Genomic DNA, 23,583 nt, shown 5'->3' with positions numbered 1-23,583 from the left:
GGCAAAAGAAGTACAGGTGTGCACTGAAACGTCTATTTTCAGGGCCGACGAAGGTTCTGTCCAGTCTTTAAGACTGCCGCACTTTAGCATTTATCGCCAGTCGCGGCTGTCTGGCCGGGTAACCATCGTTGCAACACCCGCTGCAGCTCGGTGCGCCGGAACGGTTTGCTCAGGTAATCGTTCATGCCTGCGGCCATGCAGCGCTCGCGGTCGCCCTGCAGGGCGTTGGCGGTCAGGGCGATGATCGGCAATTGTCCGCCACCGGGTAGCTGGCGGATGCGCCGAGTGGCCTCGTAGCCGTCGATCTGCGGCAGGCGGCAGTCCATCAGCACCGCGGCGAAGCGCTGCGAACCTGCATGTTCCACGGCCTGCAGGCCGTCATGGGCGACGCTGACCTCAAGCCCCAGGCTGCGCAGCATGGCTTCGATGACGCTTTGATTGACCGGATTGTCCTCCACCAGCAGGATCCGCGTGCCGGCATCGACCGATACGCTGGCCGGTGGCGTGCCAGGCAGCTCGTCCGGTGCATTGCTGGCCAAGGGCAGCGGCATTTCCAGGGTAAAGGTCGAGCCCAGGCCTTCGCGGCTCTCGCCGCGCAGCTTGCCGCCCATGCGCTCGGCCAGGGTGCGCGCGATCGACAGGCCCAGGCCGGTGCCGCCGTAGCGCCGGGAAATCGAGCTGTCGGCCTGCTGGAAAGCCACGAACATCATTTCCAGGCGCTCGCTGTCGATGCCGATGCCGGTGTCGCGCACGCTGCAGGAAAGCCACAGCATGCCACGGTCGAGCAGTTGCCAGCGGGCCTCCACCTGCACCTGGCCGCGTTCGGTGAACTTCAGCGCGTTGCCCACCAGGTTCAGCAGGATCTGGCGGATCCGCGTCGGGTCGCCGGTGACCAGGGTTGGCGTGTCGCCGCCGGGCAGTTGCAGGTGCAACTCCAGGCCGCGTTGCTGGGCGCTGTGCTGGAACGACTGCACGCTGCTGGCGATCAGCTCGCCGAGGTTGAAGTCGATGTGCTCCAGTTGCAGGGTGGTGCGTTCGATGCGCGAGAAGTCGAGGATGTCGTTGATTACCTTCAACAGGTGCCCGGTGGACTCGCTGGCCACGGCCGTGTAGTCGGCCTGCTCGCTGGTCAGCTGGGTGGTTTCCAGCAGTTGCAGCATGCCCAGCACACCGTTCATGGGCGTGCGCAGCTCGTGGCTCATCATCGCCAGGAATTCCGACTTCGCACCGTTGGCCTGCTCGGCTTCCTCACGGGCCTGGATCAGCTCGGCGATGGCTTGCTTCTGTTCCGCGCTGGCCTGGTCGAGGGCGGCGGCGAGGTTGTTGATGTGGCGTGCCAGGTGGCCCAACTCGCTGTCGTCGACCACCGGCAGCGGCGCGTTGTATTCGCCCTCCTGGATGGCCTTGACCGCGTGGCCCATGTCGCTGATCGGCTTGGCCAGGCTCATGGCCAGGCGGCGCGCGAGCAGGAAGGTGAACAGCAGGGCGAACAGCGCCAGGATGGCAGCCTTGATGACGATTTCCTGCTGGCGCTGGCTGAAGGCATCGTCGGACATGCCCACGATCACCCGGCCCAGGTAGTCATCGCCAATGGCCGGTGTGGTTGGCCGGCCTTGCTGCAGGAAGTCGTTGTCCAGGCGGATTTGCTGCAGGCGGATGGGCGCCTGGAACACTTCCACCTGCTGGGCGCGGTTGCTGCTTTCATCGGACTGCTCGACATAGACCAGGATATGGTTGCGGCTGTCCTGCACTTCCAGGAAACGCACGTGGGGGATGCTCAGGGTGGCGCGCATCAGGCCTTCGAGCACTTCATTGTTACCGGATATGACGCCGTACTCGGAGGCCGGTGCCAGCTGGTTGGCGATCAGTTGCCCGGTATGGTTGAGCTCCTGGCGCAAGTCCTGGATGCGCACGAAGGTGAAGAAGCTGATCAACAGCAAGGTCAGCAGCAGCGCCGGGCCTAGGCTGATGATCTGGGTACGGGTGTGGATATCCCAGCTCAGGCGTTTGCTCATGGGGTGGGTTCTCCTTCGGCCAGGGCCTTGGCAGTGGCGTTCGGATCGATGGGTTCGAGCCCCAGGGCGCGCGCCACCTGCTGGTTGCCGCTGACGCCATAGCGTGCAGGGTACAAGCTGCGCGGCCAGCGTGCCGGCGGCTGGTCGAGCAACTGGTCGAGCACCGCCAGCCAGTCGCCTTGGTCGCTGAAGGTGCTGGCCAGGGCGCCGGCGCGGACGAAGCCGGCATTGGGGCCAATCAGCGCCATTTGCCGGCCGTAGCTGCTGAGCAGTACGTTCTTCGCCGTATTGGAGTTGAACAGGTCGGGGTCATCGATGCCCAGCAGCACGTCACTGCTGGCCAGCAGGTGCTGCAGCGGGCGGCTGTCGCGCTGGTCGGGCCAGTCCTGGGCAACGATTTCCAGGCCCAGTGGCCGCGCTGCCTGGCGCAGTTCATCCAGCAGGAAGTGGCTGTGCTCGCCATACAGCACGCCGATGCGCTGGGCCTGCGGCAGCAGGTAGCGGGCCAGGCGCAGCTGGCGGGCCAGCGGCGGGTCGCTCCATAGCAAGGTCAGGTAGCCGGGGCGTGACTTTCCCAGGCGCTGCTCGGCCTGCACCCGGCTGATGCGCATGGCCAGCGCAGGTGGGCCGGCCGTTTCGTGCAGGCGCCAGTCCAGCGCCGTGCTGTCGAGCAGCACCAGGCGCAGGTCGGCCTTGAGCTGGCCGGGGTGGGGCAGGCTGTCGACCGTCTGGAAGCGCACCTGGTCGTGGCTGCGGCGGCTTTCAAGGGCGGCGACGAAGCTGCGGATGCCTGGCTGGTCTTCGCCACCGACCAGCAGGATTTCACTGGCAGACAGCGAACCCAACGGCAGCAGGCAGAACAGCAACAGGCGCAGCAGACGGGCCATCAGAACTCCAGCTCCGCACTCACGCTCAGGCGGTGGCGGCTGTCGTAGAGGTTCTGCTCGACCGTGGTGGGCTGGTCGTCCAGGCGTTGCTGCCACAGCGCCGCCAGCTCCAGGGTGCTGCCCTGGATACGAAAGCGCTTGGCCACGCGCAGGTCGACACGCTCGTAACGGTACTGGTTGAGGGCATCGTCGCCGTAGTAGAACAGCGCGCTCGACCAGCCCTCGCCCCACTCGCGCATCCACCCGGCCGAGCCGCTGTTGCGGGCGCTGAGGCGGCGGTCGGCGGGGTTGCTGGCCCAGGCATCGACGTAGGCGTAGGTCAGGCGCAGGCGGTCGCGCTGGCTCGCGCGCCAGTCGAACTGCGCTTCGCTGCCGCTGAAGCGGGCCTTGTTGGCATTGCTGGCGATGTACTGGTTGTTCTTCAGCGGCTCGCTGATCATTCCCGTGATCTCGTCGTAGAACAGCTTCACATCCATGCTCAGGTCGATATCGCTGAAATAGCCGTTGTAGCCAAGCTCGCGCGAGCGCATGCGCTCCTGGTCGAGGTTGCCTGGGCCGCGGGTCTTGACGAAATACTGGGCGTTGCTCTGGCCGAACGCGGTTGGGGTCAGGTTGCGAACGGTGTAGCTCCAGTTGACGTTGTTCTCGAACATGTCGGGCGAACGCACCGCCTCGGAGTACACCGCGCGCAGGCCGTGGCGCGGGGTAATCAGGTAGTTCACCGCCATGCGCGGGGTCAGCGAGCTGCCCGACAGCTGCGAGTTCTCGAACATCGCCCCGCCCTGGACGATCCAGTGCTCATCGGCCCGCCACTCCAGCTGGCTGAACAGGCGCCAGGTCTGGTCGTCGATGCTGCCGTTGAAATAGGTTTGCGAATTGGCCCGATCATAGCGGTAGTTCATGCCGCTGAGCAGGCGCAGGCTGTCGGTGAGGCTCAGGGTGTCCTGGATTTCCAGGTCGTAGCGCGATTCCCGGGTGCTTTGGTCGACATCGCCGCAGACCACGTTGCTGCCACCCAGGTTGTTCCACTGGTTCTTGATCGCATCGACCAGCGCCTGTTCCTCGGGGTTGCTGCTGCTGGGCGGGTTGTTGGCCCCGCGGGCGACTTTTTCGGCGTAATCCGGGTTCATTTGCCACAGGCGGGTCAGCTCGGGGCTGAACGACAGCGCCGCGTCACAGGCGCGCCACACTTGCTGGCGGTCGAAGTGCTGCGCCGAACCTTGCACGTACAGGCTGTGCTCAGGGTTGAAGTCGATGCTCCAGCGCACCGACCCGGCGTAGTCCTTGGCGTCGACGTCGGCGTTGTCGCCCCGTTGGGTGACGAAGGGGAACACCGCCTGGTAGGTGTAGGGGCGCTGGTTGCTGCCTTCCTTGGCCGCCAGTTGCCATTCCAGGGTCTGGTCTGGCGCCAGGGTGTGGCTGACGCTGAGATTGAAGCGGTTCAGGCGGCGGCTGTCGCGGTAGTCCTGGCCGAGCTGGTTCTTGTCGAAACCATCGTCCTGCTGGCCTGACACCGACAGGCGCAGGTCGCCACCTTCCCAGCCGAAGCCGTGGCTGAGGTAGTAATCGTTGATGCCGTCCTGGCCGCGGGTCAGCTTCATGCGCGTGCCGTGGCTGTCGGCCGGGTTGCGGGTGAGGATGTTGACCACCGCCATCAGCGCGTTGGCGCCGTAGCTGACGGTGTTGGGGCCGCGGAACACCTCGATGCGCTCGATATCCTCGATGGCCACCGGGATGTCGCTCCAGTCCACCGTGGCCAGGCCTGCGCGGTACACCGAGCGGCCGTCGATCAGTACCTGCATGCGCCGGGCGTCGTTGACGTTGCTGCCATGGTAGTTGACGGTTGGCTGGTTGCCGGCGCCGTAGCCGATCATCATGCCCGGCACCAGGCGCAGCAGCTCGGGGATGTCACGGGCACCGCTGGCGCGAATCAGCTCGCTGTCGAGCACGGTCATGCTGCCGGGAACCGCCGCCGGGGATTGTTTCAGGCGCGTGGCGGTCAGAACCTGCGGCAGGTCGGTGTTGTCGATGAACAAGTCATCGGCCACGGCCGAGCCACCGAGCAGGGCGGTCAGCAGCAGCAGGCGAGGGTAAGGGGGCGAGCCAGGGAACACAGGACAGCCTTGTCTCAGGTTTGAAACAGGCATGGTAACTGACCGTGGGGGTTTTGCCAGTGATCTGCGGCGGTTTTGCGGCTTGGAATGGTGATTGGGTTGGGGGGGGGCCTGCCTTGGGATTTGCAGTGGGGCGTATATCGAGCGCCGCCCGCGCGGCGCTTCGCGAGCTGCGCTCGCTCCTACGTTTGTTTCGGGCCAGTGAGTCCTGGGGGATTTGCGCGCGAGCGCCCTGGCGCATGGCGCGACGGCCGCGCGCGGCTGCCACAGGCGTTACTGGCCAAAAACAAACGTAGGAGCGAGCGCAGCTCGCGATGCGCCGCGCGGGCGGCGCTCGATCTCCCAGGCACCGCCAATCCCAAGGCAAACCCTTGCAACCACCCCGACACTGGCTCTGTAGCAGACGACCCGTATAATGAACGGGTCGCCACTTCACTAATGGCTTTAACGGATCGATTATGACTGAACAGCAACCTGTTGCAGTTCTGGGAGGCGGCAGCTTCGGCACCGCCGTGGCGAACCTACTGGCCGAGAACGGCGTGCCAGTGCGCCAATGGATGCGCGACCCCGAACAAGCCGAGGCAATGCGCGTCAACCGCGAGAACCCGCGCTACCTCAAGGGTATCCGCCTGCTGGACGGTGTCGAGCCGGTCAACGACCTGCTGGCCACCCTGCAAGCGAGCGACCTGATTTTCGTCGCCTTGCCCTCCAGTGCCCTGCGCAGCGTGCTGGCGCCCCACGCCGACCTGCTGAGCGGCAAGTGCCTGGTCAGCCTGACCAAGGGCATCGAGGCGCAGAGCTTCAAGCTGATGAGCCAGATCCTTGAAGAAATCGCCCCCCAGGCACGCATCGGCGTGCTGTCCGGCCCCAACCTGGCCCGTGAGATCGCCGAGCATGCGCTGACCGCCACCGTGGTCGCCAGCGAAGACGAGGCCCTGTGCCAGCGCGTGCAGGCCGTGTTGCATGGCCGCACCTTCCGCGTCTATGCCAGTGCCGACCGCTTTGGCGTCGAGCTGGGCGGGGCGCTGAAAAACGTCTATGCCATCATCGCCGGCATGGCCGTTGCCCTGGGCATGGGTGAGAACACCAAGAGCATGCTGATTACCCGCGCCCTGGCCGAGATGACCCGCTTCGCCGTGAGCCAGGGCGCCAACCCCATGACCTTCCTGGGCCTGGCCGGGGTCGGTGACCTGATCGTCACCTGCTCCTCGCCCAAGAGCCGCAACTACCAGGTGGGCCATGCCCTCGGCCAGGGCCTGACCCTGGAACAGGCCGTCAGCCGCCTGGGCGAAGTGGCCGAAGGGGTCAATACCCTCAAGGTGCTCAAGGCCAAGGCCCAGGAGGTGCAGGTGTACATGCCGCTGGTGGCTGGCCTGCACGCCATCCTGTTCGAAGGCCGCACGTTGAACCAGGTGATCGAGCACCTGATGCGCGCCGAACCCAAGACCGACGTCGACTTCATTTCCATCAGCGGCTTCAACTGAAAGCCCCGAGCAAGGAGCGAAACATGAACGATACCCCAGAGCGCGCCCAGCGCGAGTCGATCATCCTGCGGGTGCTGTGGATGCTGGTGTTCCTGGTGGTCTGGCAGCTGGCCGAACTGCTGCTGGGTGGCCTGGTGCTGGTGCAACTGGTCTACCGCCTGATCTACGCTGCGCCCAGCGCCAGCCTGATGAACTTTGGCGACAGCCTGAGCCAGTACCTGGCACAGATCGGCCGCTTCGGCAGCTTCCACACCGACCAGAAACCCTGGCCGTTCGCCGACTGGCCAACCCCGCGTGCCCCGGAAGGCGAGGCGCCCCATGCCGTGGCTCCGGCGCCGCACCCAGTGCGTGACGAGGAGCCGAAGCTGTGAAGCTGTGGGTGCTGCGCCATGGCGAGGCCGAGCCGCGGGCCAATACCGATGCCGAACGGCGCCTGACCGGCCATGGCCGCGAGCAAGTGCTGCACAGCGCCGCGCACCTGCTCGGCCAACCGTTGCAGGCGATCTATGCCAGCCCCTTCGTGCGCGTCCAGCAGACGGCGGCCCTGGTGCATGACACCTTGGGCTTCGCCGAGCCGGTGCGCACCGTGCCCTGGCTGACCCCGGAAAGCAACGTGCAGCAGGTGCTCGGGCAGCTCGAACGCCTGGGCCTTGAGCATGTGTTACTGGTCAGCCACCAGCCGTTGGTGGGGGCGCTGGTGGGCCTGCTCGAACATGGCCATGTGCAGCAGGCGGCGCCCATGGGCACCGCCAGCCTGGCCGTGCTTGAGGGTGACTGGCCGCTGGCCGGGCTGATGACCCTGCACCACCTCCACCACGCCCCCTGAGGCCATTGCAACTGGCATTTCTGTCAGTTGCCGGGACTTTGGATCCATTGCTAGCCTTGGCCCCACATGACAGGTACATGACTGGGCCGAGGTGCGATGAATGTTTGGGCGGCGCTTGGAACTGGTGGGCTCGATGGACCTGCAACCGACGGTGGACAAGGTCCACAACGGTATTGCCCTGGACTTTGCCCAATACAGCCTGCTGCGCGAAGGGGCGGACGCCAAGCTCTACCAATTGCTGGGCAGGTTGCAGGGCGCGCCCGCCGCGCAGGCCGCCAACGACCTGCAGACGTTGCAGGAAGCCTGCCAGCAGCTCGCCCACTTGCTGCAAGCCAGTTGCCTGACCCTGCGCCGCCTGCAACTGCCCCCGCAAGACCAGCGCCTGGCCCGTGAGGCCCTGGAAGGGCAACTGGCCTGCATGCAAGCCTGCCTGCGCCGCTCGCTGGGCAGTTTCGACGCCCAGGCATGACCTGATCGCCCTTGCCGATGACCTTTCCAGACGTTGCCGAGTGACCCGCCAGCGCTGACAATGGGCCATCATCCCTTGGCCCGGACTCGCCGCCATGTCGCAGCAGATTTTCTTCGCCCATGCCAACGGCTTTCCGTCTGCAACCTACGGCAAGCTGTTCGCGGCCCTGGCGCCGGACTACCGGGTAGGGCACCTGGAGCAGCATGGCCATGACCCACGCTTCCCGGTGGGCGAGAACTGGCAACAACTGGTGGACGAACTGCTGCACCACCTGGCGCAACAAGAGGCGCCGGTGTGGGGCGTTGGCCATTCCCTGGGCGGTGTGTTGCACCTGCACGCGGCCTTGCGCCGGCCCGAGTATTACCGTGGCGTGGTCATGCTCGATTCACCGGTGCTCACCCGCGCCGACCAGTGGCTGCTGCGCACCGCCAAGCGCTTTGGCTTCATCGACCGCATCACCCCGGCCGGGCGCACCCTGGGCCGGCGCGAGGCATTCGCTGACCGCGACAGCGCCCGCGACTACTTCGCCAGCAAGTCGCTGTTCCGCCAATTCGACCCCGATTGCCTGGAGGCCTACCTGGAACATGGCTTACAGGCGGCCAATGAAGGCTTGCGCCTGCGCTTCGACCCGGCCACCGAAATCAGCATCTACCGCAACATCCCCCACACCAGCCCGGCACCGGCCCGCCAGCTGCAAGTGCCGTTGGCGATGGTGCGCGGCGAGCGCAGCAACGTTATCCGCCGCCACCATGCACTGGCGGTGCGCAGCATGCCCCGGGGCGAGTACCACAGCGTCCCGGGCGGGCACATGTTCCCGTTGGAGCGGCCCACCGACACCGCCAGCCTGATCAAGGGCCTGTTCGACCGCTGGAGCCAGGCATGAGCGCGCACGTCGAGGAAACCCGCCTGAACCTCGGGCATATCGAACTGGCGGCGCACCTGTTCGGCCCGGCAGATGGCCTGCCGGTGATCGCCCTGCACGGCTGGCTGGACAACGCCAACAGTTTTGCCCGGCTGGCGCCACGCTTGAAGGGCCTGCGCATTGTTGCGCTCGACCTGGCCGGGCATGGCTATTCCGAGCACCGCCCGCCGGGTGCCGGCTACGCCTTGCCCGACTACGCCCATGATGTACTGCGCGTTGCCGAGCAGCTGGGCTGGAGCCGGTTTGCCCTGCTCGGGCATTCGCTGGGGGCGATTATTTCCGTGCAGCTGGCCGGCGCCTTGCCCGAGCGGGTCAGCCACCTGCTGCTGATCGACGGGGTTATTCCGCCCACCGGCGCCGAGCAGGACGCCGGCGAGCGCCTGGGCATGGCCCTGCAGGCCCAATTGCGCCTGGATGGCAAGCGCAAGACGGTGTACGCCACTGTCGAGGAGGGTGTGCAGGCGCGCATGAAGGGCATGGTCGCGGTCAGCCGCGAGGCTGCCGAACTGTTGGCCCAGCGTGGGCTGATGCCGGTGCCCGGGGGCTATAGCTGGCGCAGCGACAGCCGCCTGACCCTGCCTTCGCCGCTGCGCCTGAGCCAGGCCCAGGCCATGGCCTACGTGCGCCGGGTGGGTTGCCCGGCCAGCCTGGTGGTGGCGGCCGATGGCATGCTGGCGCGGCACACCGAGCTGCTGGAGCAGCTACCCTTCCAGCAGACGGTGCTGCCCGGCGGCCATCACCTGCACTTGAATGACGAGGCAGGCGCGGCCCTTGTCGCAGACTGTTTCAATCGCTTCCTTGGCTTTGCTTGACTTGCATCGGCCAAGTGCCGAGGCTTGGCGGGTTGAACAGGGAGACAACCATGCAACTGCCAGACATCCTGGAGCTTCACTTCGGCGCTGAGCGCCGCCTGGGCCGCCGATGAGCGCGCCCACAACCCTGCGCCTGGCCTTCGCGGCCTGCCTGGCGCTGGCCAGCCCGCTGCTGCTGGCCGGCACCCTGCCGGTTCCGGTCGATGGCAAAGTGGTGGACGAACGCCCGGCCGTGGAGCAGGAGCGCGTGTACCCACTGGGCCCGCTGCGCAAGATCAGCGGCCGGCTGCGGGTCGAGGACAAGGTCGAGAGCCGCGGCCTGGTCAGCTCGGTAACCTATGAACTGCCCGTCGAGCGCACCGCCCGCGAAGCCTTCACCAGTGCCCGCGAAGCCCTTCAGCATGATGGCGGCTACCCGTTGTTCTGGTGCCAGGGCCGCGACTGCGGCGAGGCCAGCCTGTGGGCCAACGACGTGTTCGCCAACGCCCGCCTCAACGGTGGCGACGAGCAACAGGCGTTCATCCTGCTGCGCCGGTCGGCCGAGCAAGCCGATACCCTGGTCGCGCTGTACAGCGTTACCCGTGGCAACCGCCGTGCCTACCTGCATGTCGAAGAGTTCGTCGCCGCCAGTGCGCTGGGCGACATACTGCCCACCGCCGCCACGGTGCTGCGCGAGATGCGCGACACCGGCAAGCTCGACTACCCTGACCTTGCCGAGCCACAGGCCAACTGGGTGGCGCTGCTGGCGCGCAGCCTGAACCTCGACAGCACCTTGCGCGCGAGCCTGAGCGGCGCCCAGGCCGAGGCCTGGCGCGAGCAACTGCTCAAGGCTGGCGTGCGTGACGGCCGGCTTGAGGTGGGCAGCGCGCCGACCGATGGCCTGCACCTGGAACTGATCCGTTGAGTGAGCCCCATGATGGTCAACAATGACCGCCTGCTGATCCAGATTCTGCTGCTGGCACTGCTGGGCGCCGCGCTGTGGGTAATGGCGCCGTTCATTTCCGCCCTGCTGTGGGGGGCTATCCTGGCTTTCGCCAGCTGGCCGTTGATGCGCTTGCTCACGCGCCTGCTGGGCGGGCGTGAAACCCTCGCTGCCAGCCTGCTGACCACGGCCTGGATCCTGATCGTGGCGCTGCCGCTGGTGTGGCTGGGCTTCAACCTGGCCGACCACATTCGCGATGCCACCGCGTTCGTGCGCGATGTGCAAGTCGACGGCCTGCCCGATGCCCCCGACTGGCTCGGCAGCATTCCCTTGGTTGGCGAGCGCCTGGTCAGTGGCTGGCAATCGCTCGACCAGCAGGGCGCGGCCTTGCTGGCCACGGCCAAGCCCTACCTGGGCCAGGTCGGCAATTGGCTGCTGGCACGCAGCGCGCAGATCGGCAGCGGCATACTGGAACTGACCCTGAGCCTGGTGTTCGTGTTCTTCTTCTACCGCGACGGCCCGCGCCTGTCGGCCTTCGTGCTGCGCCTGCTGCAGCGGTTGGTGGGCGAGCGCGCCGATTACTACCTGGACCTGGTGGCCGGTACCGTGCAGCGTGTGGTCAACGGGGTGATCGGTACGGCGGCGGCGCAGGCCCTGCTGGCGCTGATCGGCTTCCTGATCGCCGGTGTGCCCGGTGCCATCGTGCTGGGGCTGGTGACCTTCATGCTCAGCCTGATCCCGATGGGGCCGCCGTTGGCGTGGATCCCCGCGACCGGCTGGCTAGCGTGGAAGGGCGAGTACGGGATGGCGGTGTTCCTGGGCATCTGGGGCACGTTCGTCATCAGCGGTGTGGACAATGTGCTCAAGCCTTACCTGATCAGCCGCGGCGGCAACCTGCCGCTGGTGATCGTGTTGCTGGGGGTGTTTGGCGGGTTGATCGCCTTTGGCTTCATCGGCCTGTTCATCGGGCCGACCTTGCTGGCGGTGGGGTATAGCCTGCTGCTGGATTGGAGCAGGCACTCAGAGCAGGCTCGGCAGTAACCTGTGGCGGCCTCTTCGCGTGTAGGCGCGGGCTTGCCCCGCGAAGAGGCCGGCCCAGACAACCCCACCTTCGATTTTTACGCATTCTTTATTCCTACCCCAACCCGCCCATCTCGCCCCTTTACGCCCCACCCTCGGACAATTCCCCCAAAGCGGTAAGAAACCGCGAACAGGGGAGTTGCAATCATGTACATGCTCGACGGTCTGTCACTGCTGTTGGCAGTGGCCTTGGCGGTATACCTGCTGGTGGCGCTGCTGCGCGCCGATCGCAGCTAGGGAGCCGCCATGCACAGTTACGACTACGCATTGCTACTGGCCTTCTTCGCCATCGTGCTGCTGCCGGCACCCTGGCTTGGGCGCTTCTACTACAAGGTCATGGAAGGCCAGCGCACCTGGCTGACGCCGCTGCTCGGGCCGCTGGAGCGGGGCTGCTATCGCCTGGCCGGGGTACGCGCCGAACAGGCGCAGAACTGGAAGCAATACACCCTGGCCCTGCTGGCCTTCAACCTGGCCGGCTTCCTGCTGCTATTCGCCGTGCTGCTGCTGCAAGGCTACCTGCCCCTGAACCCGCAGCACCTGCCTGGCCAGGAATGGTCGCTGGCCTTCAACACGGCGGTGAGCTTCGTCACCAACACCAACTGGCAGGCCTACAGCGGTGAAGCCTCGGTCAGCTACCTGAGCCAGATGCTCGGCCTGACTGTGCAGAATTTCGTCAGCGCCGCCACCGGCCTTGCCGTGCTGGTTGCCCTGTGCCGTGGCATTGCCCGGCGCTCGACCACCAGCCTGGGCAACTTCTGGGTCGACATGACCCGCGCCACGCTCTACGGGCTGCTGCCGCTGTGCCTGCTGCTGGCACTGCTGCTGGTGTGGCAGGGCGTGCCGCAAACCTTCGCCGACTATGCCCATGCCGTAACCCTGCAGGGCGCCGACCAGGTCATCCCACTGGGCCCGGCCGCCAGCCAGATCGCCATCAAGCAACTGGGCACCAACGGCGGTGGCTTCTTCGGCGTCAACTCGGCCCATCCGTTCGAAAACCCCACCGCCTGGAGCAACCTGTTCGAGGTGGCGTCGATCATCCTGATTCCGGTGGCGCTGGTGTTCACCTTCGGCCACTACGTCAAGGACCTGCGCCAGAGCCGCGCGATCATCGCCTGCATGCTGGCCCTGTTCCTGCTCGGCGGCGCCACTGCGCTGTGGGCGGAGTACCAGCCGAACCCGGCACTGGCAAGCGCCCAGGTGCAACAGGCACCGCCCATGGAAGGCAAGGAAAGCCGCTTTGGCACCACCGGCTCGGTGCTGTGGACGGTCACCACCACGGCGGCTTCCAACGGCTCGGTCAACGCCATGCACGACAGCCTCAACCCGCTGACCGGCATGGTCGCGCTGGTCAACATGATGGTCGGCGAAGTGATTTTCGGCGGGGTTGGCGCAGGGCTCTACGGCATGCTGCTGTTCGTGCTGATCGCGGTGTTCCTGGCCGGGTTGATGATCGGCCGCACCCCGGAATACCTGGGCAAGAAGCTGCAGGCGCGGGAGGTGCAACTGTTGGTGGCAACCTTGCTGGTGATGCCGGTCGGCGTGCTGGTGCTCGGCGCCATCGCCGCCAGCCTGCCGGGCCCGGCAGGGGCGGTAAGCAACCCTGGTGCCCATGGCTTCAGCCAGCTGCTGTATGCCTACACCTCGGCCACTGCCAACAACGGGTCGGCGTTCGCAGGTTTCGGCGCTAACACGGTGTTTCACAACCTGATGATCGGCCTGGCCATGCTGATCGGCCGCTTCGGCTACATCCTGCCGGTTCTCGCCCTGGCCGGCAGTTTGGCGGCCAAGAACAGCGCGCCCCAGGGCCTGAACAGCTTTCCCACCCACGGCCCGCTGTTCGCCAGCCTGTTGCTGGTGACCATCCTGCTGGTGGGTGGCCTGACCTTCCTGCCGACCCTGGCCCTTGGGCCGATTGCCGAGCAGTTGAGCCTAGGTTTCTGAGGAATCATCCATGAACATGCCCCTTCCCGATATGAACGCGCCCCACGCTGCCAAGGACCAGACCCGCTTCGCCGCCCTGTGGCGCCCGGCGCTGGTGCAGGCCTTCGTCAAACTCGACCCGCGCCAGCTCAAGCGCGCGCCGGTCATGCTGGTGGTGGCCCTGACCGCGGTGCTCACCACGGCCCTGTGCTTTGCCCCCGGCAACGGCGTCAGCAGCGGCGTGGCGGCGCAGATCGCCCTGTGGCTGTGGTTTACCGTGTTGTTCGCCAACTTCGCCGAAGCACTGGCCGAAGGCCGCGGCAAGGCCCGCGCCGACAGCCTCAAGGCCGGCAGCCAGGGGCTGACGGCGCAGCGGCGCAAGCGCGATGGCAGCTTCGAAACCGTCCTGGCCACGTCGCTGCGCAAGGACGATGTGGTGCGCGTGGTGGCCGGTGAGATGATCCCCGCTGACGGCGAGGTGCTCGAAGGCATCGCGGCGGTCAACGAGGCGGCCATCACCGGTGAGTCGGCGCCGGTCATTCGTGAGTCCGGTGGCGACCGCTCGGCGGTGACCGGCAATACCCGGCTGGTGTCCGACTGGCTGCTGATCCGCATCACCAGCAACCCCGGCGAGTCCACCCTGGACCGCATGATCGCCCTGGTCGAAGGCGCCAAACGGCAGAAAACCCCGAACGAAATCGCCCTGGATATCCTGCTGATCGGCCTGACCCTGATCTTCCTGATCGTGGTGGTGACCCTGCAGCCCTTCGCCCATTTCGCCGGTGGCAGCCTGCCGCTGATCTTTCTCGCCGCGCTGCTGGTCACGTTGATCCCGACCACCATCGGCGGCCTGCTTTCGGCCATCGGCATCGCCGGCATGGACCGCCTGGTGCGGCTCAACGTGATCGCCCGCTCCGGCCGTGCGGTCGAGGCGGCTGGCGACGTGCACACGCTGATGCTCGACAAGACCGGCACCATCACCTTTGGCAACCGCCGCTGCAGCGCCCTGCACGCCGCCCCTGGCGTCACTGCCCGGGAGCTGGGGGAGGGCGCCTTGCTCGCCTCCCTGGCCGATGACACTGCCGAAGGCAAGTCGGTGGTCGAGTACCTGCGCCAGTTGCACGATTTCACCGAGCCGGCGCCTGGGCAGTACACGGCCATCGCCTTCAGCGCCGAAACGCGCCTGTCGGGCATCGACTTCCAGCAGCACCGCTACCGCAAGGGCGCCGTCGATGCGCTGCTGGCCTTCGTCGGCATGCAGCGCCTGGAGATGCCGGCCGCCCTGGCCCGTGAAGTGGAGCGCATCGCCCAGAGCGGCGGCACGCCCCTGCTGGTGTGCCTGGACAGGCGCCTGTTGGGCGTGATCCACCTCAAGGACGTGGTCAAGCCCGGCATCCGCGAACGCTTCGCCGAACTGCGCAAGCTGGGTATTCGCACGGTGATGGTCACCGGCGACAACCCGCTGACCGCCGCTGCCATCGCCGCCGAGGCCGGTGTTGACGACGTGCTTGCCGAAGCCACCCCGGAGAAGAAGCTGGCGCGCATTCGCCAGGAACAGAACGATGGCCGCCTGGTGGCGATGTGTGGCGACGGCGCCAACGACGCCCCGGCGCTGGCCCAGGCCGACGTCGGCATGGCCATGAACGATGGCACCCAGGCGGCGCGCGAGGCGGCCAACATGGTCGACCTGGACAGCGACCCGACCAAGCTGCTGGATGTGGTGCAGGTGGGCAAGGAGCTGCTGGTGACCCGTGGCGCACTCACCACCTTCTCCATTGCCAACGACGTGGCCAAGTATTTCGCCATCCTGCCGGCGTTGTTCGCCGCCATCTACCCGCAACTGGGCGTGCTCAACCTGATGCACTTGGCCAGCCCGCAGAGCGCGATCCTGTCGGCCATCGTGTTCAACGCGCTGATCATCGTCGTGCTGATTCCGCTGGCGCTGCGCGGTGTGCGCGTGCAGGCGGCGAGCGCGGCGCACCTGCTGCGGCGCAACCTGTTGATCTATGGGGTGGGCGGCATCGTCGTGCCGTTTGCCGGGATCAAGCTGATCGACCTGCTGCTCACTGCCTTGCACCTGGTCTGAGGAGGCCACCATGAACACCTATGTACGCCCGGCCTTGAGCCTGATTGTGCTGATGACCGTGGTCACCGGCGCGCTGTACCCACTGGCCGTGACCGGGGTTGCCCAGTTGGCGTTCCCCGAGCAGGCCAATGGCAGCCTGGTGCGCGATGAACAAGGGCAGGTGCGTGGGTCGGCGCTGATCGCCCAGGATTTCCAGGGCGATGGCTGGTTCCATGCGCGGCCCTCGGCAGGTGCCTACGCCACCGTGGCCAGCAGCGCGAGCAACCTGGCGCCGAGCAACCCGGCCTTGGCCGAGCGGGTCAAGGGCGATGCCGCGGCGCTGTACCAGGCGGCGCTGGGGCCGGTGCCCCAGGCCTTGCTGACCACCTCGGGCAGCGGCCTGGACCCGCACCTGCCGCCTGAAGCCGTGGCGTATCAGATTCCGCGCGTGGCGGCAGCGCGGCAGGTGCCCCAGGCGCGCTTGCAAGCCTTGCTGGAACAAGCCACCCTCCACCCATTGATCGGGCCGCCAGTGGTCAATGTGCTGGCGTTGAACCAGGCGCTTGAGCGGCTTTGAAGGGCCGGCCTTGCGGGCCTCATCGCGAGCTTCGCTCGCTCCTACCGGTGAACACATGCCCCCGTAGGGGCGAGCGAAGCTCGCGATGAGGCCCAAGAAGCCTGTGCACATCTAAGGATCGAACATGAATGATTCCACCCGCGCCGACGCACTGCTGGCCACCCTCCCGCGTGCTGGCCGCGGCCGCCTGAAGGTCTTTCTCGGCGCCGCCCCCGGCGTGGGCAAGACCTTCGCCATGCTCCAGGCCGCCCACGCCCAGCAACGCCAGGGCGTGCAGGTGCTGGCGGCGGTGGTCGAAACCCACGGCCGGGCCGAAACCGAGGCCCTGCTCGGCGGCTTGCTCCAGCAACCCCTGCTGCGCAGCGAGTACCGCGGTGTCACCCTTGAGGAAATGGACCTGGATGGCCTGCTCAAGGCCGCCCCGGCCCTGGCCCTGGTCGACGAGCTGGCCCACACCAACGCCCCCGGCAGCCGCCATGCCAAACGCTGGCAGGACGTGCAGGAACTGCTCGCCGCCGGCATCGACGTGTACACCACGGTCAATGTCCAGCACCTGGAAAGCCTCAACGACAAAGTTCGCGGCATCACCGGCGTGCAGGTGCGCGAAACCCTGCCGGATTGGGTGCTGCAGGAGGCCTTCGAGCTGGTCCTGATCGACCTGCCGCCACGTGAACTGCTTGAGCGCCTGCGCGAAGGCAAGGTGTACGTGCCGGAGCAGGCGCGCGCCGCCATCGATGCGTTCTTCTCGCCAACCAACCTCACCGCCCTGCGCGAGCTGGCCATGCAGACCGCCGCCGCGCAGGTGGACGCCGACCTGGCCCATGGTTACCGCCTGCGCGGTGAAGCAGCGCCGGCCCTGCGCGGGCGCCTGCTGGTCGGGGTGGACGGCGATGAACAAGCCGAGCGCCTGGTGCGCCACGCCAGCCGTGTCGCCCTGCGCCGTCACCTGCCCTGGAGCCTGGTGCATGTGGACAACGGCCGGCTGCGCGACGAAGCTGCCCGCCAGCGCCTGCAGGCAGCGCAGCAGCTGGCTGAGCGCTTGGGTGGTGAAGTGGTGGTGCTGCGTGCAGGCGAAGTGGCCCGCACGTTGATCCAGCACGCCGCTGAACGGCGCGCCAGCCTGGTGCTGGTGGGGCAGTCGCGCGACCGCTTGCGCCGGCGCCTGTTCGGTGCAGGCGTTGCCACCCGGCTGCTACGTGAAAGCCATGGGCTGGAGATCAACGTGCTCGACCGCGACAGCCAGGCGCGCCCGGCGCGGGCGGCGGTGAGCCGGGTGTGGGTCTGGCGCCACTATCTGCTGGCGCTGCTGGCTACCGGGCTGGCTGCGGGCCTGGCCTGGGCAGTGGCCAGCGTGCTGGCGCTGCCGAACATCTCGTTGGTGTTCCTCGCCGCCGTGCTGCTGGTGGCCGTGCGCAGCAGCCTGGGCCCGGCACTGGCCTGTGCGGCGCTGTCGTTCCTGGCCTACGACTTCCTGTTCATTCCCCCGAATTTCTCGTTCAGCATCCAGCGCGAGGAAGACGTGCTGACGCTGGTGTTCTTCCTGCTGATGGCGGCCCTTACCGGCAACCTTGCCGCCCGCCAGCGCAGCCAGCTGCAGGCCCTGCGCGAAACCCAGGCGCAGACCAACCAACTGCTCGACCTGTCCCGCCGGCTGACCGTGGCCACCGACCGCCAGGCGGTGTTCAACGCTGCTGGCCGCCACCTCAATGGCTGGAAGGACGTGCAGGTGTGCCTGCTGGAGCGCAACACTGAAGGCCTGCTGCAGCTGGCCAGCGGCGAAGCCCAGGCCTTGAGCGACAACGAGCGCGCCGCCGCCGAGTGGGCCTGGCAGCATGGCCAGGCCGCCGGCCACGGCAGCGACACCTTGCCCAATGGCCGCTGGTGGTGGTGGCCGCTGGCGGTCGATGAGCAGCCGCTGGCACTGCTTGGCGTGCGCCCACGTTCTGGCGAGCCGCTGAGCGCCCAGCGCAGGCGCCTGCTGATGGCGCTTGGCCAACCGCTGGCCCAGGCCCTGGCCCGGGCGCGCCTGGCCGAGCAGCTTGAAGCGGCGCGCCTGCACGGCGAAACCGAGCAGTTGCGCAGCGCCCTGTTGGCCTCGGTGTCCCATGACCTGCGCACGCCGCTGACGGCCATGCGTGGCAGCATCGACAGCCTGCTGGCGCTGGGCGAGGCCATTCCCGTGGAAGACCGCCGTGAACTGCTCGAAGGCACCCGCAACGAAGCCGAGCGCCTGGACCGCTACATCCAGAACCTGCTCGACATGACCCGCCTGGGCCATGGCGGCCTGAAGCTTGCCCGCGACTGGGTGGCCCCGGCCGATATCGTCGGCAGCGCCTTGAACCGCCTGCGCGCGGTGCTTGCGCCCCTGCGCGTGCACACCGAGGTGCCCGCTGAGCTGCCGCTGCTGTTCGTGCACGCCGCGCTGATCGAGCAGGCGCTGATCAATGTGCTGGAAAACGCCGCACGCTTTTCCCCAGCCCAGGGGCGCCTTGAGCTGCAGCTCGCCGTGCACGGCGAGCAACTGCATTTCGCCGTCAGCGACCAAGGCCCGGGCATTCCGGTGGCCGAGCGCGAGAAGATCTTCGACATGTTCTACACCGCTGCCCGTGGCGACCGCGGCGGCCAGGGCACCGGCCTGGGCCTGGCGATCTGCCAGGGCATGATCGGAGCCCATGGCGGGCAGATTCTGGTCGGTGAAGGCATCGATGGCCACGGCACCTGCATCACTCTATGCTTGCCTCTGCCCCCGCAACCTGAAGCCGAAAGCGAAAGCCCATGAGCCAGTCCGCCACCTTGTTGGTCATCGATGACGAACCGCAGATCCGCAAGTTCCTGCGCATCAGCCTGAGCTCCCAGGGCTACAAGGTGATCGAGGCGGCCACCGGCGGCGAGGGGTTGGCCCAGGCGGCCCTGGCCAAGCCGGACCTGGTGGTGCTCGACCTCGGCCTGCCCGACATGGACGGCCAGCAGGTGCTGCGCGAGCTGCGCGAATGGAGCGCGGTGCCGGTGCTGGTGCTGTCGGTGCGGGCCAGCGAGGTGCAGAAGGTCGATGCCCTGGATGGCGGTGCCAACGACTATGTGACCAAGCCGTTCGGCATCCAGGAATTCCTTGCCAGGGTGAGGGCCTTGCTACGCCAGGTGCCGCAGTCGGGCGGCAGCGAAGTGACGGCGAGCTTCGGGCCTTTGCGGGTGGACTTTGCCTTTCGCAAAGTGACGCTGGACGGCGTGGAGGTTGCACTGACGCGCAAGGAGTACGCGCTGCTGGCGCAACTGGCGGGGCACCCGGGGCGGGTGATTACCCAGCAGCAGCTGCTCAAGGACATCTGGGGGCCGACCCATGTGGACGATACCCATTACCTGCGGATCGTGGTGGGGCATTTGCGGCAAAAGCTGGGCGATGACCCGACGGCGCCACGGTTCATCATTACCGAGGCGGGAGTGGGCTATCGCCTGGTGGCGCCGGCCTGATGATCGTGTAGGCGCGTGTGCATTCAGGCTCTTGGTGGTTCCTTTTCGAACAGCTGGCGCATCACTTCCAGGTAACGCCTGGCACCCAACCCCAGCGGTCTTGGCTTGAGCCAGATGATATCCACCCACAGCCGCAAGCGGCTGGCCATGTTGTTGAAACGCACTTCGGCCAGCGCCCCCGAGGCGATCAATGGCTCCACCAACGGCTGCGGTAGGTAGGCCCAGCCCAAGCCGGATTGCACCAGGTCCAGGGTCGCCAGGTAGCTGTCGGTCAACCAGATGCGCCGCGACAGCACCATGCGTGGGTCCGAGCCGGTCGCCTTGCCCGAGGCCACGATGATCTGCCGCTGTTCGGCGAACGCTTCCTCCGGCATGGGCATGCCGCTGTTGCTGCCAGCAGGGTGGCGCGGCGAGGCGACGGCTACCAGCAGTTGGCTGCCAGCTTCGAGAAAGGATTCGCGCTCATCGATGCCTGGCCGTTCGAACACCAGCGCCAGTTGCACGCTGCCTTCATGCAGCAAGCGCACCGCTTCGGTCTGGGTGGCCGAGCGCACTTCGATTTCCAGGCTGGGAAATTCCCTGGCCAGGGTTTCCAGCGGCTGGCTCCAGCGGCCGGTTTGCAGCTCGGGGGCCATGGCGATGGTCAGGCGTTTTTCCAGCCCTTGGTGCAGTTGCAGGGCCTGGGCGTCGAGCAGGTTGAGTTGGCAGATCACCTGGCGCGCCTGGGGCTCCAGGGCCAATGCGGCGCTGGTGGGTAGGGCTTTGCGGGTGGCGCGGTCGAACAGGGCGAGGTCCAGTTCCGCCTCCAGTTGCGCGATGGCCATGCTCACGGCTGACGGCACGCGGCCCAGCTTGCGGGCGGCGGCGGAGAACGAGCCGGCTTCCAGCACGGCGAGGAAGATGGTCAGGGAGTCGCTGGTGAAGGCCATGGTGCTCGCGCCTGGGGTTGGGGTGATTGAGAGTAATGGATTGAGCGCCGCTGCGCGCCTACCAGGACAGCGCAGATCCCCGTAGGAGCGAGCGCAGCTCGCGAAGCGCCGCCCGTGCGGCGCTCGATCTCCCAGGCGCCAAACATCCCAAACCAAACGCTACAACCCTTCCCCCAACACCCGGTCAATGCTGTCGACGAAGTAGTCGACACTGGCCCGCGTCGTGCACATCGGCGGCTTGATCTTGAGAATGTTCAGGTAATCCCCCGTCGGCTGCATGAAAATCCCCAGCTCACGCAGGCGGTCGCACAGGGCCATGGTTTCCTCGGTAGCCGGCTCCAACGTTTCACGGTCGCGCACCAGCTCAAGCCCCAGGTAGAACCCCGAGCCATGGGCCGCGCCGGCCAGCGGGTGCTTGTCGACCAGCGCCTGCAGGCGTGCCTTGAAATAGCGCCCGGTGTCTCGGGCGTTGTCCCACAGGCCTTCTTCCTGCATCACATCGAGCACGGCCATGCCGATGCGGCAGCTCACCGGGCTGCCGCCAGCCGACGAGAAGAAGTAGCCCTCGGCCTCCAGCGCCTCGGCAATCTCGCGGCGGGTGATGACCACGCCCAGCGGCTGGCCGTTGCCCATGCCCTTGGCCATGGTGATGATGTCCGGCACCACGCCCTGTTCCTCGAAACCCCAGAAGAACTCGCCCAGGCGGCCATAGCCGACCTGCACCTCATCGGCGATGCACACCCCACCGCGCGCACGGACCTTGGCGTAGGCCTCGCGCAGGTAGCCCGCCGGCAGCGAGATGCCCCCGGCATTGCCATACACCGGCTCGCAAATGATGCCGGCCAGCTGGCGGCCACGGGCGTCGAGGTCGGCCAGCTTGGCGTCGACGTCGCGCAGGTAGCCGGCGGCGGTGTCGGCGCCGCGCAAGCGGCCACGGAAGGTGTTCGGCGCCTCGACCGGGTGCACCCAGTCCGGGCGGGTTTCCAGGGCCTGCGGGTTGTCGGCGATGGAGGTGGAAATGGCGTCGGTGGCCACCGACCAGCCATGGTAGGCCTCCAGCACGCTCAACAGGTCACGCCCGCCGCTGTAGGCCCAGGCCAGGCGGATGGCCAGGTCGTTGGCCTCGGTGCCGCTGTTGACCATGAACACCCGGTCGAAGCCCTCGGGCGCAAGCGTTAGCAGGCGCTCGGAGAATTCGGTGATGGCGGCATAGTGAAAACGCGAGTTGGTATTGAGCAGCGACCACTGGCGCGCCGCTTCAGCGGCCATGCGTGGGTGCCCGTGGCCAAGCACGGCGACGTTGTTGAGCATGTCCAGGTAGGAACGGCCCTGCAGGTCGATCAGGTAGTTGCGCCAGCCGCGTTCGATCTGCGGCGGCTGGGCGTAGTAATGCTTCTGCGAGCGGGCGAAGCTGGCGTCGCGCCGGGCCAGCAGGGCCTGCGGGTCGGCCAGTGGTTCGGCATCGCAATCGATCCCCAGCAACGCCGCAGGTGACGGGCACAGGGCCAGCCAGGCGGCAGCGTGGGACGGTGTGGCGAAGAACGGCGGCTGGATGCCGGTGTCCAGGCACAGCTGGACACTGAGAAAGCCGCAGCTGCTGCCCAGGGGTTGCTCTTTCTCCACCGCCTGGCCATCCGCCGGGGCATCCTCCAGGCCGTGCAACCACAAGGCCCAGTGTGAGGTGCGCAGGCAACCGCGGCCGTCGCCGTGGCGTTGCCAGGTGCCCGCTTCTGGCGCCTGAACGGGGCTGCCATTGGGCACATGCAGCTCTACGCCCAGCGCGCAGGTCGCAGGTTCTTCAGGGCGATCGATATGGGTTTGTGACAGGCGATACTGGCCGTGCAGGCTGCAGGCCGGCGCAGGTTGCGCGCTCAACAGGTGCTGGTCGAAGCCTGCCTGTTCCCAGTTGCCGGCTTCGCAGTGGGCACTGAGCACGCCCAGGTCGACGCGCCCGACGGGTTGCCCGGCCAACTCAGGAAGCAGGGCGGCGCAGCCCATCAGGTCGGCGACGTCGGCTTGCAGGCCGGCCGCCTGGAGAATGGCCACCTCCATCAAGGCGAACGGCACGGCCGTGGCGGTATCGAAAATTTCCCACTCATGGGCGACATTGTCGCGGGTGTACTGGTTGTCAGGGTCCACGGCCAATTGCTGCGCGCTGCTCAGCACCAGCACCGCCGCACGGTTGACGACCAGCGGCCACAAGGCACGCAGTTCGGCTTCGGTCAGTGGGTTGAGGGCCTGGTAGGCGCTGACTGCCGGCAGGATACGCAGCGGGTCGCCCTCGGCGTGGTGCAGCAAGGCTGCGCAGGTTACCGAGAGGTCGGCGATGCGCCAGGTGCGCGACAGGTCGCCGAAGTCGATCACCCCTTGCAATTGCCATTGGCGTTGGTCGTCGCGGGCCCACACGGTGTTGTCGTCGGTGATGTCCAGGTGTACGGCCTGGGTTGGCAGGCGCTGCGCCAAGGGGGCCAGGCGCGCGTTGGCCAAATGCGCGGCCTGTGTGATGCGGGTGCGTTGCGCAGCGTCCTGCAGCACCGGCAGCAGGTGCGCGATCAGCGCCTGGGCATGTTGCGGGTCCCATTGCAGGGTACGCACAAGGCCTGGGTGGTCGAAACCTGCCAGCGCGTTGCCGAGTTGCGCGCAGAGCTTGCCCTGCTCGGCTACCAGGCGTGCGGGCAGGTGCTTGAGGCGGGTCAGTGGCTGGCCGTCGATGTAGCTGAGCAGGCGCACCCGCAGCGGTTGGCCGTCGATCTCCAGGGCCAGCAGGGTTTCGCCGTTGCTGGCCGGTTGCACGCTGGGCACGGGCAGGCCTTGTTCACGCAGGTAGGCGAGGGCGGCGTGCTGGGCCTGCAGCTCGGCCTCGGCGTAGCTGCCGTGGCAGGCCTTGAGCACGAAGCGCCCTTGGGCCGTGTTCACGCGGTAGTTCAGGTCCTGCTGGCTGCCCATTGCCGACAACTCCCCGTGCAGACCGTAATGCGCCTTGAGCAGGGCGTGGGCCTGGGCTTCGCCGAGCACGGGGCTGGGCAGGCCGGCGCGCTGGATCAGCGTGTCGAGGGCAGGGAAGGCGGGCAGGTGTTGGTTGGGCATGGGCTC

Annotated in this window: 19 protein-coding genes; 14 read left to right on the top strand and 5 right to left on the bottom strand. The window is 67.1% G+C overall.

Annotated features, from left to right (window positions below; translation table 11 throughout):
• Positions 1-83: 83 nt before the first annotated feature.
• From F3J44_RS12630 to F3J44_RS12620, 3 genes are read right to left on the bottom strand one after another with little or no spacing between them, the layout of a single operon-like run.
• Positions 84-2,015 carry an ATP-binding protein gene (locus tag F3J44_RS12630; RefSeq protein ID WP_167272809.1) on the bottom strand — a complete coding sequence of 644 codons (1,932 nt, stop codon included), beginning with the start codon at positions 2,013-2,015 and terminating at the stop codon, positions 84-86.
• Entirely contained in the window at positions 2,012-2,902 is an 891-nt protein-coding gene (locus F3J44_RS12625; RefSeq protein ID WP_167067185.1) for an ABC transporter substrate-binding protein, read from the bottom strand. The genes F3J44_RS12630 and F3J44_RS12625 overlap by 4 nt, the downstream gene beginning before the upstream one ends.
• Positions 2,902-5,016 carry a TonB-dependent receptor gene (locus tag F3J44_RS12620; protein ID WP_167272807.1) on the bottom strand — a complete coding sequence of 705 codons (2,115 nt, stop codon included), beginning with the start codon at positions 5,014-5,016 and terminating at the stop codon, positions 2,902-2,904. Before F3J44_RS12620 ends, F3J44_RS12625 begins: the two co-directional genes overlap by 1 nt.
• A gap of 458 nt (positions 5,017-5,474) precedes the next feature.
• On the opposite strand from F3J44_RS12620, the gene F3J44_RS12615 reads away from it, so the two are divergent.
• From F3J44_RS12615 to F3J44_RS12550, 14 genes are all read left to right on the top strand, one after another.
• Positions 5,475-6,500, top strand: a complete 1,026-nt coding sequence (locus F3J44_RS12615) for an NAD(P)H-dependent glycerol-3-phosphate dehydrogenase (protein ID WP_167272804.1) — start codon at positions 5,475-5,477, stop codon at positions 6,498-6,500.
• 23 nt (positions 6,501-6,523) lie between these two features.
• Positions 6,524-6,871, top strand: a complete 348-nt coding sequence (locus F3J44_RS12610) for a DUF4389 domain-containing protein (protein ID WP_167067191.1) — start codon at positions 6,524-6,526, stop codon at positions 6,869-6,871.
• Positions 6,868-7,326, top strand: coding sequence for a phosphohistidine phosphatase SixA (gene sixA / locus F3J44_RS12605; RefSeq protein WP_167272802.1), 459 nt, complete (start codon positions 6,868-6,870; stop codon positions 7,324-7,326). The genes F3J44_RS12610 and sixA overlap by 4 nt, the downstream gene beginning before the upstream one ends.
• 100 nt (positions 7,327-7,426) lie before the next feature.
• On the top strand, positions 7,427-7,795 hold the full coding sequence (locus F3J44_RS12600; protein ID WP_167272799.1) for a hypothetical protein: 369 nt from the start codon (positions 7,427-7,429) through the stop codon (positions 7,793-7,795).
• A gap of 94 nt (positions 7,796-7,889) precedes the next feature.
• On the top strand, positions 7,890-8,678 hold the full coding sequence (locus F3J44_RS12595) for an alpha/beta fold hydrolase (RefSeq protein WP_167067200.1): 789 nt from the start codon (positions 7,890-7,892) through the stop codon (positions 8,676-8,678).
• Positions 8,675-9,529 carry an alpha/beta hydrolase gene (locus F3J44_RS12590; protein ID WP_167272797.1) on the top strand — a complete coding sequence of 285 codons (855 nt, stop codon included), beginning with the start codon at positions 8,675-8,677 and terminating at the stop codon, positions 9,527-9,529. Before F3J44_RS12595 ends, F3J44_RS12590 begins: the two co-directional genes overlap by 4 nt.
• Before the next feature lie 109 nt (positions 9,530-9,638).
• A complete protein-coding gene (locus tag F3J44_RS12585) occupies positions 9,639-10,433 on the top strand; it encodes a DUF4892 domain-containing protein (RefSeq protein WP_167272794.1) in 795 nt (264 codons plus the stop codon).
• A gap of 9 nt (positions 10,434-10,442) precedes the next feature.
• A complete protein-coding gene (locus F3J44_RS12580) occupies positions 10,443-11,492 on the top strand; it encodes an AI-2E family transporter (RefSeq protein WP_205299857.1) in 1,050 nt (349 codons plus the stop codon).
• A gap of 186 nt (positions 11,493-11,678) precedes the next feature.
• A complete protein-coding gene (kdpF, locus tag F3J44_RS12575) occupies positions 11,679-11,768 on the top strand; it encodes a K(+)-transporting ATPase subunit F (RefSeq protein WP_033696222.1) in 90 nt (29 codons plus the stop codon).
• A 9-nt stretch (positions 11,769-11,777) separates the two neighbouring features.
• Complete coding sequence (gene kdpA, locus F3J44_RS12570; RefSeq protein WP_167272791.1) at positions 11,778-13,472, top strand: potassium-transporting ATPase subunit KdpA; 1,695 nt, start codon at positions 11,778-11,780, stop codon at positions 13,470-13,472.
• Between the two features lie 16 nt (positions 13,473-13,488).
• Entirely contained in the window at positions 13,489-15,537 is a 2,049-nt protein-coding gene (gene kdpB, locus F3J44_RS12565; protein ID WP_304622150.1) for a potassium-transporting ATPase subunit KdpB, read from the top strand.
• Between the two features lie 10 nt (positions 15,538-15,547).
• Positions 15,548-16,093 carry a potassium-transporting ATPase subunit KdpC gene (kdpC, locus tag F3J44_RS12560; protein WP_167272786.1) on the top strand — a complete coding sequence of 182 codons (546 nt, stop codon included), beginning with the start codon at positions 15,548-15,550 and terminating at the stop codon, positions 16,091-16,093.
• 124 nt (positions 16,094-16,217) lie between these two features.
• Positions 16,218-18,872, top strand: coding sequence for a sensor histidine kinase KdpD (locus F3J44_RS12555; RefSeq protein ID WP_167272784.1), 2,655 nt, complete (start codon positions 16,218-16,220; stop codon positions 18,870-18,872).
• A complete protein-coding gene (locus F3J44_RS12550) occupies positions 18,869-19,561 on the top strand; it encodes a response regulator (RefSeq protein ID WP_167067221.1) in 693 nt (230 codons plus the stop codon). The genes F3J44_RS12555 and F3J44_RS12550 overlap by 4 nt, the downstream gene beginning before the upstream one ends.
• A 23-nt stretch (positions 19,562-19,584) precedes the next feature.
• On the opposite strand, the gene F3J44_RS12545 is transcribed toward F3J44_RS12550, so the two are convergent.
• The gene (locus tag F3J44_RS12545) at positions 19,585-20,490 is read right to left on the bottom strand and encodes a LysR family transcriptional regulator (RefSeq protein WP_167272781.1); all 906 of its coding nucleotides are present in this window, start codon (positions 20,488-20,490) and stop codon (positions 19,585-19,587) included.
• Between the two features lie 159 nt (positions 20,491-20,649).
• Positions 20,650-23,577 (bottom strand): aminotransferase, encoded by a 2,928-nt coding sequence (locus F3J44_RS12540; RefSeq protein WP_167272779.1) that lies wholly within the window; start codon positions 23,575-23,577, stop codon positions 20,650-20,652.
• Positions 23,578-23,583: the final 6 nt, after the last annotated feature.

Source organism: Pantoea sp. Tr-811 (assembly GCF_011752535.1).
Taxonomy (GTDB): Bacteria; Pseudomonadota; Gammaproteobacteria; order Pseudomonadales; family Pseudomonadaceae; genus Aquipseudomonas.
Note: the sequence above shows the minus strand (reverse complement) of the source record. Positions and strands in the feature narration are given on the sequence as shown.

What these genes read in the sequence shown, in the direction of transcription:
- F3J44_RS12585 (WP_167272794.1), top strand. Translation starts at nt 9,639, where the DNA reads ATGAGCGCGCCCACAACCCTGCGCCTGGCCTTCGCGGCCTGCCTGGCG.
- F3J44_RS12555 (WP_167272784.1), top strand. Translation starts at nt 16,218, where the DNA reads ATGAATGATTCCACCCGCGCCGACGCACTGCTGGCCACCCTCCCGCGT.
- F3J44_RS12600 (WP_167272799.1), top strand. Translation starts at nt 7,427, where the DNA reads ATGTTTGGGCGGCGCTTGGAACTGGTGGGCTCGATGGACCTGCAACCG.
- F3J44_RS12625 (WP_167067185.1), bottom strand. Translation starts at nt 2,902, where the DNA reads ATGGCCCGTCTGCTGCGCCTGTTGCTGTTCTGCCTGCTGCCGTTGGGT.
- F3J44_RS12590 (WP_167272797.1), top strand. Translation starts at nt 8,675, where the DNA reads ATGAGCGCGCACGTCGAGGAAACCCGCCTGAACCTCGGGCATATCGAA.
- F3J44_RS12630 (WP_167272809.1), bottom strand. Translation starts at nt 2,015, where the DNA reads ATGAGCAAACGCCTGAGCTGGGATATCCACACCCGTACCCAGATCATC.
- F3J44_RS12580 (WP_205299857.1), top strand. Translation starts at nt 10,443, where the DNA reads ATGATGGTCAACAATGACCGCCTGCTGATCCAGATTCTGCTGCTGGCA.
- F3J44_RS12545 (WP_167272781.1), bottom strand. Translation starts at nt 20,490, where the DNA reads ATGGCCTTCACCAGCGACTCCCTGACCATCTTCCTCGCCGTGCTGGAA.
- F3J44_RS12550 (WP_167067221.1), top strand. Translation starts at nt 18,869, where the DNA reads ATGAGCCAGTCCGCCACCTTGTTGGTCATCGATGACGAACCGCAGATC.
- F3J44_RS12595 (WP_167067200.1), top strand. Translation starts at nt 7,890, where the DNA reads ATGTCGCAGCAGATTTTCTTCGCCCATGCCAACGGCTTTCCGTCTGCA.
- kdpC (WP_167272786.1), top strand. Translation starts at nt 15,548, where the DNA reads ATGAACACCTATGTACGCCCGGCCTTGAGCCTGATTGTGCTGATGACC.
- F3J44_RS12540 (WP_167272779.1), bottom strand. Translation starts at nt 23,577, where the DNA reads ATGCCCAACCAACACCTGCCCGCCTTCCCTGCCCTCGACACGCTGATC.
- kdpF (WP_033696222.1), top strand. Translation starts at nt 11,679, where the DNA reads ATGTACATGCTCGACGGTCTGTCACTGCTGTTGGCAGTGGCCTTGGCG.
- F3J44_RS12615 (WP_167272804.1), top strand. Translation starts at nt 5,475, where the DNA reads ATGACTGAACAGCAACCTGTTGCAGTTCTGGGAGGCGGCAGCTTCGGC.
- kdpB (WP_304622150.1), top strand. Translation starts at nt 13,489, where the DNA reads ATGCCCCTTCCCGATATGAACGCGCCCCACGCTGCCAAGGACCAGACC.
- F3J44_RS12610 (WP_167067191.1), top strand. Translation starts at nt 6,524, where the DNA reads ATGAACGATACCCCAGAGCGCGCCCAGCGCGAGTCGATCATCCTGCGG.
- kdpA (WP_167272791.1), top strand. Translation starts at nt 11,778, where the DNA reads ATGCACAGTTACGACTACGCATTGCTACTGGCCTTCTTCGCCATCGTG.